The sequence below is a fragment of the Psychrobacter sp. H25 genome (assembly GCF_059076335.1).
The window spans coordinates 2,408,544-2,421,872 of the sequence record NZ_JCACRV010000001.1 but is presented as its reverse complement, the minus strand read 5'-3'; the positions used below and the strand labels follow the sequence as shown (position 1 = coordinate 2,421,872).

Here is a 13,329-nt window from a genome sequence, read left to right as displayed (position 1 = left end):
CACCTATGTGTTTTATAATAACTTTTAAAACGCCATCCTCTTAGGACCCGTAAGTATAGGACATATCGTATGAGCCAACACAGCAGTTCACCTATTGACCAAGCCACCAATGATGACACAAACAATATGACCGCAGCACCTGTACATAAATCGCGTCAAAAACCACCACACTACGAGCGTTCTGATGAGACTCGCGTGGTGGTCACAGGGATGGGCGCCATCACACCGCTTGGTCTAGATGTTGATAGCTCGTGGTCCAAATTGCTCAATGGTGATAGTGGTATCGCACCGATTACTCATTTCGATGCCACAGGCTACCGTGCTCAGATCGCAGGCGTGGTCAAAGACTTCGATGCCAAACAGTATATGAGCGCCAAAGATGCCCGCCGCTATGATGAGTTTATACATTATGGGATTGCAGCATCTTCTATGGCATTGAAGCATGCTGGGTTTATTGATGAGATCGGTGCTGCTGATGCGCCAGTACAGGGTGTGGAGCAAGATCGTTTTGGTATTATTTTGGGCTCAGGTATTGGTGGTATCCAAACCATCGAAAACAGCCGCGATACCCTACGTGAAAAAGGCGCAGCCAAGGTGTCGCCTTTCATCATTCCAGGATCTATTGTCAATATGGCGGCAGGATTGGTCGCGATTAAACACACCCTAAAAGGTCCGAACTTGGCGACATCAACCGCTTGTACCACTGCCACTCATGCTATGGGTCTGGCAGCACGTTTGATTGCTTACGGTGATGCTGATGTCATGCTGGCGGGTGGTAGTGAAAAAGGCTCAAGCCCGCTTGGTATATCAGGGTTTAGCGCCATGCACGCACTCTCAACGCGTAACGATGAGCCGACCAAAGCGTCGCGTCCATTCGATAAAGGTCGTGACGGTTTTGTACTTGGGGATGGTGCTGGCGTGGTCGTATTAGAAAGTCTTGCTCACGCCAAAGCTCGCGGCGCGACGATATTGGCAGAGCTTGTCGGGTTTGGTATGAGCGATGATGCCAGTCATATTACCGCACCACCAGAAGACGGTAGCGGCGCTGCAAAAGCGATGCGAAATGCACTCAATGATGCGGGTATCGAGCCATCAAGCGTGGGTTATGTCAATGCTCATGGTACCAGTACACCTGCGGGCGACGTGGCGGAGTCCATTGCTATCGAAACTGTGTTCTCTCCTGTTAAAGACAGTATCTTGGTCAGCTCGACCAAATCAATGACGGGGCATTTGCTGGGTGCTGCTGGCGGTGTTGAAGCTATCTTTACCGTACTTGCCCTACAGAACCAACATGTACCACCGACAATCAACTTAGATGACGTCGAAGACAACTGTAACCTCGATTATGTAGCTAATCAATCGCGTAAGGTCGATAACCTACAGTATGCTGTCTCTAATAGCTTTGGTTTTGGCGGTACCAATGGGTCTTTGGTATTTGCACGTTGGCCTATCAGTCAATAACAGCCACCCATCTGCATCGCAGTGCATGATAATGATTGCGTTGTAACGCTGGTGTCAGATTGGCTACGTTTGTCCACTTGCAGCCCCTTATCGTACTTGCGTATGATAAGGGGTAATTTTTGGAACATTTATGGAAGATACCATGTCAAGCTACTCATTTTCCCATCAGTTTTATCAGCGTTGGACGTGCGCGCCTGAGCCGGTACGCGCAGCAATCACTCAAGAGCTCAAAGACATCACCACTCTACTACAAGCTGACACTCCATTTGAAAGCTTTGAATTTAATACGCATGATCTGGACGCTCATGTGGACGAGCTATACGACAACTATAATGCTGAACAAGCCATTGCCAAAGCGATCGCTGACAAACAAGAGCAAGCAGATGTAGCAGCCGAAAAACAGCGATTAGAAGAAGAACAAAAGAAAAAGGCTGAAGAAGCGGCTCTCCAAGCAGAAGCTGAACTGGCTGAAGAAGCTCAAAAAGAACAAGAAAAAAATGAGCCGATAGCAGCAGATAAAAATAATACTGATGAAAAATTTATCGCTACTAGCATAGATAAAGTAAATGCTGATAAAGACAGTCCAGTTACTGATAATTCTATTGCAAAGACCGAAACAGCAGCATCAGAACCACAAAAGACTGAAAGTAGTGCTAGCGATAACAAAAATGCTGACCACAAAGCCATTAACGAACAAACTCATGCTATTGGTGATAGCCATATTAAAGACATTCATCATAAAACCAGCACAGCGATTAACTTAGTCTTAAAAGACTCAAAATTAGATATAATGCATCAAGAGCTCATCCGTGAACTTGAAACGCAAGTCGATGATTATTTGAGTGAGCAGATGATGCTATTGTCTGAAAATCTAAAGTCTTGGCTACGTGCTGAAGTCACCCAGCATTTAAACGAACAGAATGATTCAACTGTCAATAACGAAGCCGCTAAGAGCATCCATTAATTTTGCTCATTTTTTAATATTGGACTTGCCGTTAGAAATAGCCGCTCAGCAGTAAGTAACGAGCATTAAAAAGCCCCGTAAATCTTTACGGGGCTTTTTAATGCTTTTATTTAATGTTTTGAGCTCAGTATTAAATGGCTTTGGTACGTTCAGTCAACCATTCAAGCGCAGCGCCTTCGACCCGATCTTTTAGCTCTGTATAGACTTGGCTATGATAGTCATTGAGCCAGTCTATCTCGGTTTGATCCAACAACGATGGCTCAATCAGGCGCGTATCAATTGGACAGTAAGTGATGGTCTCAAAGTTTAAGAAATCACCAAATTCTGTCTCAGTAGGCTTGGTAACTGGCGTATTTACTACCAAATTCTCAATACGGATACCCCATTTGCCTTCGCGGTACAGACCTGGCTCATTACTTGAAATCATACCGACTTTCATCGCGCGCTCTTTTGGCGTGCTGGCACTATAGGCGATGACTTGTGGGCCTTCGTGTACATTTAAGAAATAACCAACGCCGTGACCGGTACCATGACCATAGTCCATCTGTGCTTGCCACAACGGAGCACGGCAAATCGCATCAATCAATGGTGAGGCAATGCCATCAGGGAAATGGGCGCGAGCTAGTGCAATATGTGCTTTTAGCACTGTTGTAAAATCACGCTTATGCTCGGCGGTGACTTGACCAATACCAACCACACGGGTGATATCTGTCGTGCCGTTCTGGTACTGCGCACCTGAGTCTATCAGTAACAATCCGCCTTCGCCCTCAGCCACATCAAGGTAGCTGAAACTCTCTGGCGTCGCGCGGTAATGTGGCAATGCACCATTTTCATTAAAACCCGCGATAGTCGGGAAGCTTGGCGACACATAATGCGGCTGACGACTACGTACCTCTATCAGCATACTATCGACATCCAGCTCACTTAGACGCTCGCCTGCCGTTAGACGCTGCTCAAACTCAGCAAAGAACTCACTCAATGCCGCACCATCTTGACGCATCGCTTCACGCACATGCTCGATATCTGCATCAGACTTCACAGACTTAAGCAGTGTGCTGGGTGCCATCTGCTCAATAAAACCAATATCATCTGCCATTTTTGAGAGCGTACCTACGGCAACTTTGCTCGGATCTAGTAGCAATAAATCGTCTGGCGTCAGTGCGCCAAGTGCTTCTTGTACAGCCGAATAATCAGCCAAGGCGATACCGCTGTCTTTTAGACTCTGTGCTATGTCAGCACTGACTTTACCATTATCAACAAACAACGTCGCACGGTCTGCATCAATCAGCATATGTGATAAAAACACAGGGTTGTAGTCAACATCAGCGCCACGTAAGTTCGTCAACCAAGCGATGTCATCTAAGCTTGAAAGCAAATGATGGGTTGCTCCTGCCGCTGCCATACCTTCGCGTACTGCGGCAAGTTTTAAAGCAGCAGACTGGGCAAGGAACTGCTCATCATGTACGTATAGCTTGGCAGCTGGCAGAGCCGGGCGATCTGTCCAAACGCTCGTCAATACATCACGCTCAGTGATCAAAATAATGTCATTCACATCAAGGGCCGTGAGCAATCGGTCTTGCTCAGCGATAGAGAGTACATTGCCATCTATTGCCACGCTATCCCCTTCTTGTAGATGTTCGGCTAACCAATCGATATGGTTTGGTTGACCTGGCGCGAGCTTTTCTAAAGTGATACCTGTACCTGCTAACTGATCAGCAGCATGTACCCAGTAACGGCTATCAGTCCACAGACCAGCAAACTCAGCTGTTACAACTAGCGTACCAACAGAACCGGTAAATCCTGATAGCCATTGGCGGGTTTGCCAATACTCTGGTAGATACTCAGACAGGTGAGGATCAGCAGAGGGCACGATGATTGCAGTGAGATCTTGCTCTACTAAGCTCGCACGTAGGCTAGCTATCCGCTCGTGAATGGTTTGTTTTTTCATTGAATGTGTCCTTCTAGATGTTTTAAGAATATGATGATGACGTGATTATTTATAATCGTCTTGTTCTAATAGTCATTTCGCTTGGGTTATTGATACCGCTTTAGTTTTAATAAAATATTTATTATCGATAGTAATTGTTTAAGTAAGCACTTTCTTTAACTGTGTTTGCTTGATAGTTGCTTCTACTTATTGAGAATATTTGATTGAGGTTGATATTGCGTCACTGATGTTTAGCGTGAGCTACTCTTAGATGTTTGGGCAGAGTGTAAGCTTTCAATGACTGATGCCAAATATCTCACTAAATAAAACAATAAGACGTGCTACCAGCAATGGTAACACGTCTTGTCATACGTCATTTATGCCGTTGTCGTTCGCGGCTATACCGGTCACTCAGCTCCATAGACGTCGCTTACTGTTTGGCCAGCTGCTTCTCACGCTCACTATCTCTAAGCATTTTGTTGATAGGTTTAGCGAGTGCTAGCAAAAACAATGCTGTCACCACCAAGAATATGGTCATGGTAGTAAACAGTCCTGGCAACCCTTCGATTTTGTCAGCAGATACATGACCACCGAAGAACGCAGCAACCAAGTTACCCATGGCGATAGAAGCGAAGAACAACCCCATCATCTGACCTTGCATGCCCTCCGGCGCCAGCTTAGTCATTGCAGATAATCCAACAGGGCTTAATGCCAACTCACCTAGCGTCAGTAATAATAAACTACCAACCAACCATAGTGGCGATGCCAAGCCAGCACCCGGTGCTAAAATGCTTTTAGAGGCAAAAATCATCAAAGCAAAACCCGCAGCGGCAAGTAACATACCCAGCGCAAACTTCGCCATACTGCTTGGCTCAAGACCTCGGTTACCAAGCTTGACCCAGATGATACTGACGATAGGCGCCAGTATCAAAATAAACAATGGGTTCAATGACTGGAACCAGATACTAGGAACGTCAAACCCTAAAACGTTTAGATCGGTATAACGATCAGCAAATAAGTTAAAAGATGTGGGCTGCTGCTCAAAACTTGACCAAAACAGCGTCGAACCGATGATTAAGACAAAACAAATCAACAAGCGTAATTTGTCCGTCTTATCGAGGCGCGGTGAGATAAACATAATCGCAAAATATAAGATGACCACCGCAGCGATGATATACGTCATGTACTCTGCGACCATCTCAGGATTGAACGATATCATGCCAGTAGACACTAATAGCACTACGGCGACTAACAACGCGACAAACCCACCAACCCAGCGTCCAATGTTTTTGTAGCGGTCATTGGAATGCTCCCATTCGGCAGAGATACCTTTGGCTGTGGCATAACGAGTCAGATTTTTTTGCGCGACAAAACGATAGATAAGCAAGGACACGAGCATCCCCAAACCACCGACGCCAAAGCCGACATGCCACATGCCTTTTTCTTTGAAGACACCAACGATCAGTGCCGCCAATAGCGCGCCGATATTGATACCCATATAAAACAAGGTAAAACCACCGTCACGGCGAGAGTCCCCTTTAGGGTATAGCGCGCCAACCATGACTGAGATACAGGTCTTAAATAATCCTGAGCCCAAGACGATACAGATTAGACCTACGAAGAACAATGTCATGCCAAACATGGCAGAAAGCGCGATACATAAGTGACCAAGAGCAATCACAATACTGCCCCACCACAGCGCGCGCTCTTGACCAAGCCAGTTGTCAGCCAACCAACCCCCTGGTACCGCTGCTAAATACAACGAACCTGCAAAAATACCATAGATAGCAGAAGCCGTGACTTCACTAAAACCAAAACCGCCGCTACCCACAGTCGCAACCATAAATAGAACTAATAATGGACGGATACTATAGTAGGAGAACCGCTCCCACATTTCGGTAAAAAATAATGAGCGTAATGGCGCTGGGTGTCCCATAAAGCCATTGTCTAGTGCTTGCAGCTCTGCTGCACTAGTACCTGTTTTTGATTCTGTAATCACAGCTTTATTCCTTTAAAGATTGTTTTTTTAATGACCAAATGCCCTATTATCCAGACGAGCGGTCATATAGGCGGAACATTGTTTCACTTGGCCATAATCAAGTAAAGAAATAATTGGTTAAAAATTACACAAATACCCATAAAAAAGCCCGCTCTCGATGATTGAGAACGGGCTTTTTTATAGGTTTATCAACACATCTATCATATTGATATGACTAATAATCAGTACTTATAGAATGACCTACTTATAAGGTATTTCGCAATGTAGCTATTTACCTATCGAGTCACGACAGCAAACACTACTGTGCGGCGGCAGTATCGTCAGCGGTCGTGCCGGCATCGCCAGCATCTAAATCGCCATCTGCTTGCTCAGCGGTCAAGTCAGTATCGGCAACCGCGGCTTGGCTCACTGTACCAGAAGCTGTCGCTGTACCTGCTTCTGCAGTAACAATTGCGCTATCAGCGTCTGTTGCTGCTGCTGGTGTTACCGCTGCATCTGCAGCCGTATCAGGTGCTGCTGCATCTTCTGCAACCATCGCAGTATCTGTCTCAGCAGCTGTGTCTTCAGTCGCAATGGCTTCTGCCTCGTCTGCCGCCGCTGATGCTTCCGTTGACTCAGCAGTGATATGCTCACCTGCTGGACGCAAAAATGCAGAAACACCAATGAGTAAGACAATACCTAAGAACATGGCAATGCCGCCCAGAGTAAACAACAGCTCTTTTTTTGGATTGTTATTGACGATACCTTCTGACATACCTTATCACCTTGCACAAAATATTTGAAATATTGACCTATTATATCGCAATTTATACTGATTTGTGAAAACCCTTAAGTATTTAAAGGGTTTATTATCAACAATTTTACTACTCATTTTTGGTATATATAGCCATCATTCACCCAATTACCTGATTATCATAGGCTATCACCATTGAGCGTGTATCGTTTTTACTTACCCAGACGTACTGGAGTCTTTGGACGCTTGCCCAAGTAACTCAGTATGAGTAATAGCGCCATAATAAATAAAATAGGATAATGACCAAAGCGCATGAATGGTGTGTTACCCACTCGTGCTTGCACCTCACCGCGTAATACCGTGCGCTCGAACTGTGGCGCGCGTTCTACGATACGACCTTTGTGATCGATGATAGCGGTCACACCTGTATTGGTCGCACGCATAAACCAGCGACCGTTCTCTAGTGCGCGCATCTGTACCATTTGCAGATGTTGTAGTGGACCTGCTGACGTACCGAACCAAGCATCGTTTGAGATGGTTAATAAAAAGTCCGTACCAATCGCGTTTTTGCGCGTCGTATCTGGATACGCGACTTCATAGCAGATGGCAGCACCTAAGCTATGACCACGCACCTGTAACGGTGATTGTTGGTCACTGCCTCGGCTATAACTCATAATGTCTTGACTACCAGCCAGATTGGGCAATATGTCAAGCACACCTTGAAACGGGATGTATTCACCAAACGGTACTAGACGCTGCTTTTTGTATAGACCCTCTGCCTGAGCACCAAGCGCCACCACGCTATTATAAAACGGCGCATACTTGTCTGTACTGGCATCAAACGTGGCTTCGTCTTTGTAGGGAATACCCGTCACCCATGTCGTATCCGTTTCTTTCGCCATCGCTACCATTTCATTGATGAAGCCAACTGCTTCTGTCTGAAACATAGGAATCGATGACTCAGGCCACAAAACAAGATCACGGCCCCATTCGTCACGCGTCAAAGTAGCGTAGATTTTTAGGGTTTCAATCTGATACTCAGTGAGCCATTTTAGATCTTGCGGGATATTGCCTTGAATCAATGACACTGACAGATCAGGTGTACCTTTGGGCTTGGTCCATTGCGGATTGACCAACCACAGCGTAGTACTAATAACCAGCAACGCAATAGATGGAATCATGTAACCGCCACGGCGACGCAGCAGCTCAACGATACTGGTAGCCAATAGTATCGCCACAAAGGAAACCGTGAAGACGCCAGCAACAGGAGCGAGCGATGACAGCCAATACTGCTCAGTAAAGGCATAACCGACAAACAACCAAGGAAACCCTGTGAACAACCATGTTTTCAGCCACTCTTGGAGTATCCAAAGCGCGGCAAAAGATAATGGCTGTTTGCCAACCACGCGATTGAAAATCAACGCCAAAAACCCATGGAACAATCCCATGCCAAGACCCATCAACGCAATCATAATTAGCGCAAGCCATGCAGGGGTGGAGCCGTAAACATGAATAGATGTATATAGCCAAAATGCCCCCACGCACCAAAGCCCTGTACCGTATGCCTGACCAATAACAAAGGCGCGGCGACCTGTCATCTCAGGCATCAATAGTGCATATAAGATAGCAGGCGATATCAGAGCCACTGGCCAAATGCCATAAGGCGCGAGCGCAAGTATAAAAGCAGCCCCTGCCAACAAAGATATCAGTGCCGCCAATCCCAAATGTAAGCCTTTTGACTTCTCAGGGTTCAAGCGTTTTTGTAAATCAACAGTAGACAGGCGCATAGCAATTATCCAAGACTATATTTTTCAAATATTTCACGGCTCAGCACTAAAAAATTAAAGTAGAGCTGAGGCAAAGCTGGCTGCATCATACGTCATGCAGAACCACAAATAAAACCCACCCATGATACCAGTCAAAACCCATCAATGGGTAAATTTGCGTAGCGAAACCTCAAACTAAAAAGTAAAAGCCAGAAAGCAAAAAAACACGATTTTTTATCGTGTTTTTTATTACATTTACTAGCGAAATTCATTGAGCACTCAGCTGCTAAGACCTGGCTAACAAACTATATGAATAAGTTAATGGCTACCTATTAATATCTGCTGGTCTGCAGTGGTCTTGGTCAGCTCTAGGTTTTGGATAAATCGTCCCTCAACATCAGTGATGGTAATCTGCCAATCATCTATCAAAACGCTCTCGCCTTCTAGGTCGCCGACATAACCGAGTGCTTGCATGACCAATCCGCCCATCGTGTCGACATCGGTATCATCGAAACGACTACCAAGCTCATCATTGCAGTCTTCGATGACGGTAGACGCTTGGACACGCCATGTGTTCGGCTTTTCTGGATCTGCAACGATGTTGTTGATGTCGCTGTCTTCATCAAAGTCGTCATGCTCATCCACGATGTCACCGACGATTTCCTCAAGCAAGTCTTCCATGGTCACCACACCGCCAAAGTTACCAAACTCATCGACGACAATCGCCATATGAACTTGCGTCCGCTGCAACGAGCGTAGCAAAGTATCTGAGCGCGCAGTTTCACTAATATAGAGCGGCTGACGTACTAGGTCTTTTAGGCGTTTGCTATCGATTTTGTCTTCTTGGTTACGCACCATATGAACCAAAATAGGAATCAAATCTTTGGCCAGTAAGATACCAATAACGGCATCATCATCTTGACTGTCAAAAACAGGATAGCGCGAGTGCGTGGTCTCAAGAATAATGTCCATCACTTCAGCAAGGCTGGTGCTTTCGTGAATACCAATCACTTGCGGGCGTGGCGTCATGATTTCGCGCACTTGGGTTGCTGGTAGATCGAGTACGCCTTCTAGCATATCGACCGTATCAGGCTCTAAGAACTGGCGCGAGTCTTGTACCAGACGAATCAATTCGTCACGGGTCTCGGGGGCGGTCGATAGCCAGCGTTTTAAGCCGCGCATCGACCAACTACTCGGGCTGGGAGTGTCGTCAGACATGGTGGTGTGATTTAACCTCTTTAGTTAATGGCAATTAAAATAATCGTGAATAAAAACAAGTAGCGCCTAGATGGGGACAAAAGTAGCAAATAAAATGGCTGATTTATCATTAGTTGATGATTCAATCGTAAACATGCCAGCACAAATTAGCTTCACTTTATCGCAAGGCTCACCGACATTCAACGACAAATTCACTCAATTTGTATTGTCAGCGTGTTATAAACTTTGCTATGGTCAAAGCCTTTATTTAGCAAAACAAACCCTATGTCGCTACGTTCTCTTTTTTCTCGCTTGCTCTCGTCGCGTTCACGCCGCCATCCTAAGGATCGTAGCGTGAGCGATAGCGTAGCAGATAGCAAACAGCCAAAATCCACATGGCGACATCGGCTCGTGTCTTTTTTGATTGCTATTACTCTGCTCCTATCGGCAGTATGGTTGCTGCTAGCGATTTGGTACCAGTACGGGATAGGCTCTATAGTGACCTGGCTTTTCACCATTGTCATCATAAGTCTACTAGGAACACTGCTTAGCACCCGCTATTGGCGTGCCGTCACAAAAATACTGTATCGCCATACCTCAGCTGACAACACAGTGACTAATAAAGCCACTGCCAATAAATGGCTCATCGGACTATACGGCGCGATTTGGTTTATGGGTCTAGGTTGGTTTTTTTCTATTGAGCCCAAGCAGGATCGTGACTGGATGGCTGAGGTCGATCAGCAAGTCGCTTATAAGCGTAATGCGACCAACCCTAATTTGATTACTCTAACCAATGTCCGCAACTTTGATTGGCGTACAGATACAGAAGCAACCGCGCACTGGGATACCCGTACGATTGATTTGTCCAAACTCTCAGGCATCGATGTGACCAACTCTTATTGGATGGGACCACTCATCGCTCATACTTTGGTCAGCTTTCGTTTTGAAGACGATAGACCACTTGCCTTTTCCTTTGAAATTCGTAAAGAAGATGGTGAGTCGTTTTCAGCCCTTGCTGGGTTTTTTAGGCGTTATGAGCTGAGCCTGATTGCGGCAGAAGAGCGTGACATTATCTATACCCGTAGCAACGCACGCGGTGAGCAGGTCTATCTATTTCCCATCAGCAACTTGCAACAGCATGAAGTCAGATCATTATTTGAGTCCTACCTGACTGCCATTGATGAGCTAAATAACAAACCTGCTTGGTACAACACATTGACGAGCAACTGCACCAATATTATCTTTTATATGGCGCGTATTGTCAGTGGCGATCGCTTGCCATGGGATTACCGGATTTGGGTCTCTGGGTGGTTACCTAACTATCTATATGATGTTGGTATGCTCGATGCAGCGCCAGAACAGCCCGATCAACCTTGGTCGATGGATACATGGTATGAGCGTACTCATATTAATCCAAAGTCGCTCGGTTTTGACAATCTGCACTCCATTGGCAATAGCCATGCATTCTCACAGCAAATTCGTCAAGACATTCCACTACCACCACTCGCCCACTCTCAATCTAGTGCTGAGGCAAAAGCCAAGTCTACTGCTCAGGCGTCTAACTAAGTATCATCTAACGAATAAATGAAGAAATAAAAGTAGCGCAGTATTTTTGCTAAGGGTTAACCCAACTGACCACCCGTATCTCCATCTCTTCCTCAGACATACTGGTTTCAGACACACAGCGCCCTGCAACGCCGACATTAGCAGCGCGCATTTCGTGTTGTGTCACCACTGGATCCTGAGTCAATAACAGGTGCCAGCTTGGCAGACTCTGTCCTTTATATAACCGCTTGTAAGCACAGTGCGATGGTAGCCACATCATGTTGGGCAAGTTGTCCATGGTGAGCTGAATGCAATCTGGGACATACTCTTGACGCGTCGCATAATGGCTACAATACCCCGTCGCACAGTCCATTAGCTGGCAGGTGACATCGGTATATTCAACTAGCTCTTCGTCTACATTGCCGTCCTCATCCTCATCGATGTATTTGATCAAACAGCAACTGCCGCAGCCATCACACAATGCTTCCCATTCGCTATGATTCAGCTCGTTCAATGCAAATTGCGACCAAAACTGCGGGCGCAGTGGCTCAGACTTAAAGCCATTATTAGAATCGACACTAGAGCTATCAGGAAACAAACTTATCGATTGCGTAGGCTTAGTATCTGAATCAATACTTGAGTGCAAGTCTGGTTTGTCATCATTTTTGTTTAACAAATTTATAGTCATAAGGTCGCAGTAGCATTTTGATAAAGAGCGTTACAGTATTATAGCTGTTTTTGCTAGACATGGGCGTTAAGGTAGTACGAGTTAGGAACACGAACCATCACAGCCACAAAGAATTAAAACTCATAACATAAAAAAGGACAATAATATGTCAATTAAGACTTTTGAATTAATCAGTACAACCGAAAACGGTATCGAACTTATCAGCTATGTTGCACTGCCAGAAAATGCTTCAGATGATAATCCAGCAGCAGGTATTTTGGTCGCACCAGAATGGTGGGGCGTGGTCGACCATCCAAAATCAGTAGTAGAGCGTTTGGCCAAAGCAGGCTACGCGGCTGTCGCTATGGATGTCTACGGTGAAGGAAAATTAACTACTGATGCTGCCATGGCCAACATGTGGATGGAGCAAGTATTGGCTGATCAAGACATGCTCATGTCGCGCTGCCGTCTGATTCTAAATGACTTTAGCGATCAGTTATCAGTTGATGGTGACAACCTAGGCGCAATCGGTTACTGCTTCGGTGGTAAAGTTGTCCTCGATATGGCGCGCGAAGGCATGCCACTAAAAGCTGTTGCAACCTTCCATGGTAACCCAACGCCAAAGCAGCCAGCAGACAAAAACTTTGCCGCAAAAGTACTCGTCGCTCATGGCCGTGATGACTCAATGGTATCGATGGACGCTATCGAAGGTCTAAAATCAGAGCTAGATGCTGCTGATGTCGATTACACTATCGATGTCTATGACAACGCTAAGCACGGCTTTACCAATCCGCATGCTGATGAGCGCGCTGCCAACAATGAAGTAGACCTTGGCTATAATGAAGCAGCGGCTAAGCAAAGCTGGGAAAACATGATTGAGTTTATGAAAGCAAACTTGGCATAAAAGCAGTTTGATATAAAACTTATCAAGAAGGACAGCTTAACTATTTAAGCTGTCCTTTTATTTTGCGTATATTTTAACCACCATTTCTGAGACACGTTATCAGACCAGTCTTGTACTTCTTATCAAATCGCGTCATTATCACCTTACTATCTGTTGGCTTGAGTGA

10 protein-coding genes are annotated in these 13,329 nt (G+C 45.7%); 4 read left to right on the top strand and 6 right to left on the bottom strand.

Going from position 1 to position 13,329, the window contains the following annotated elements; genetic code table 11:
- The first annotated feature begins 126 nt into the window (after positions 1-126).
- Complete coding sequence (fabF, locus tag AC5JPO_RS09865) at positions 127-1,461, top strand: beta-ketoacyl-ACP synthase II (RefSeq protein WP_443526813.1); 1,335 nt, start codon at positions 127-129, stop codon at positions 1,459-1,461.
- Between the two features lie 130 nt (positions 1,462-1,591).
- A complete protein-coding gene (locus AC5JPO_RS09860) occupies positions 1,592-2,425 on the top strand; it encodes a hypothetical protein (RefSeq protein WP_443526652.1) in 834 nt (277 codons plus the stop codon).
- 130 nt (positions 2,426-2,555) lie between these two features.
- Here AC5JPO_RS09860 and AC5JPO_RS09855 read toward each other — a convergent pair whose 3' ends face one another.
- The 5 genes from AC5JPO_RS09855 to AC5JPO_RS09835 form a co-directional block, all read right to left on the bottom strand.
- The gene (locus AC5JPO_RS09855) at positions 2,556-4,373 is read right to left on the bottom strand and encodes an aminopeptidase P family protein (RefSeq protein WP_443526654.1); all 1,818 of its coding nucleotides are present in this window, start codon (positions 4,371-4,373) and stop codon (positions 2,556-2,558) included.
- A 409-nt stretch (positions 4,374-4,782) separates the two neighbouring features.
- Positions 4,783-6,288, bottom strand: coding sequence for a peptide MFS transporter (locus AC5JPO_RS09850; protein WP_442967666.1), 1,506 nt, complete (start codon positions 6,286-6,288; stop codon positions 4,783-4,785).
- A gap of 361 nt (positions 6,289-6,649) precedes the next feature.
- On the bottom strand, positions 6,650-7,105 hold the full coding sequence (locus AC5JPO_RS09845; RefSeq protein ID WP_443526655.1) for a hypothetical protein: 456 nt from the start codon (positions 7,103-7,105) through the stop codon (positions 6,650-6,652).
- Between the two features lie 191 nt (positions 7,106-7,296).
- Positions 7,297-8,871 carry an apolipoprotein N-acyltransferase gene (gene lnt / locus AC5JPO_RS09840; protein WP_443526657.1) on the bottom strand — a complete coding sequence of 525 codons (1,575 nt, stop codon included), beginning with the start codon at positions 8,869-8,871 and terminating at the stop codon, positions 7,297-7,299.
- A gap of 297 nt (positions 8,872-9,168) precedes the next feature.
- Positions 9,169-10,068: a CBS domain-containing protein gene (locus AC5JPO_RS09835; RefSeq protein ID WP_319051586.1), complete on the bottom strand. Its 900-nt coding sequence runs from the start codon at positions 10,066-10,068 to the stop codon at positions 9,169-9,171.
- Between the two features lie 264 nt (positions 10,069-10,332).
- On the opposite strand from AC5JPO_RS09835, the gene AC5JPO_RS09830 reads away from it, so the two are divergent.
- Positions 10,333-11,613 (top strand): Lnb N-terminal periplasmic domain-containing protein, encoded by a 1,281-nt coding sequence (locus tag AC5JPO_RS09830; RefSeq protein WP_493853930.1) that lies wholly within the window; start codon positions 10,333-10,335, stop codon positions 11,611-11,613.
- Positions 11,614-11,662: 49 nt separating this feature from the next.
- Here AC5JPO_RS09830 and AC5JPO_RS09825 read toward each other — a convergent pair whose 3' ends face one another.
- Entirely contained in the window at positions 11,663-12,190 is a 528-nt protein-coding gene (locus AC5JPO_RS09825) for a YcgN family cysteine cluster protein (RefSeq protein WP_443526815.1), read from the bottom strand.
- 235 nt (positions 12,191-12,425) lie between these two features.
- Between AC5JPO_RS09825 and AC5JPO_RS09820 the strand changes: the two genes are divergently transcribed.
- Complete coding sequence (locus AC5JPO_RS09820) at positions 12,426-13,163, top strand: dienelactone hydrolase family protein (protein WP_443526661.1); 738 nt, start codon at positions 12,426-12,428, stop codon at positions 13,161-13,163.
- The last annotated feature ends 166 nt before the right edge of the window (positions 13,164-13,329 follow it).

Excerpts from the sequence above, each read along its gene's own strand:
- fabF (WP_443526813.1), top strand. The coding sequence starts at position 127 with ATGACCGCAGCACCTGTACATAAATCGCGTCAAAAACCACCACACTAC.
- AC5JPO_RS09860 (WP_443526652.1), top strand. The coding sequence starts at position 1,592 with ATGGAAGATACCATGTCAAGCTACTCATTTTCCCATCAGTTTTATCAG.
- AC5JPO_RS09855 (WP_443526654.1), bottom strand. The coding sequence starts at position 4,373 with ATGAAAAAACAAACCATTCACGAGCGGATAGCTAGCCTACGTGCGAGC.
- AC5JPO_RS09850 (WP_442967666.1), bottom strand. The coding sequence starts at position 6,288 with ATGGGACACCCAGCGCCATTACGCTCATTATTTTTTACCGAAATGTGG.
- AC5JPO_RS09845 (WP_443526655.1), bottom strand. The coding sequence starts at position 7,105 with ATGTCAGAAGGTATCGTCAATAACAATCCAAAAAAAGAGCTGTTGTTT.
- lnt (WP_443526657.1), bottom strand. The coding sequence starts at position 8,871 with ATGCGCCTGTCTACTGTTGATTTACAAAAACGCTTGAACCCTGAGAAG.
- AC5JPO_RS09835 (WP_319051586.1), bottom strand. The coding sequence starts at position 10,068 with ATGTCTGACGACACTCCCAGCCCGAGTAGTTGGTCGATGCGCGGCTTA.
- AC5JPO_RS09830 (WP_493853930.1), top strand. The coding sequence starts at position 10,333 with ATGTCGCTACGTTCTCTTTTTTCTCGCTTGCTCTCGTCGCGTTCACGC.
- AC5JPO_RS09820 (WP_443526661.1), top strand. The coding sequence starts at position 12,426 with ATGTCAATTAAGACTTTTGAATTAATCAGTACAACCGAAAACGGTATC.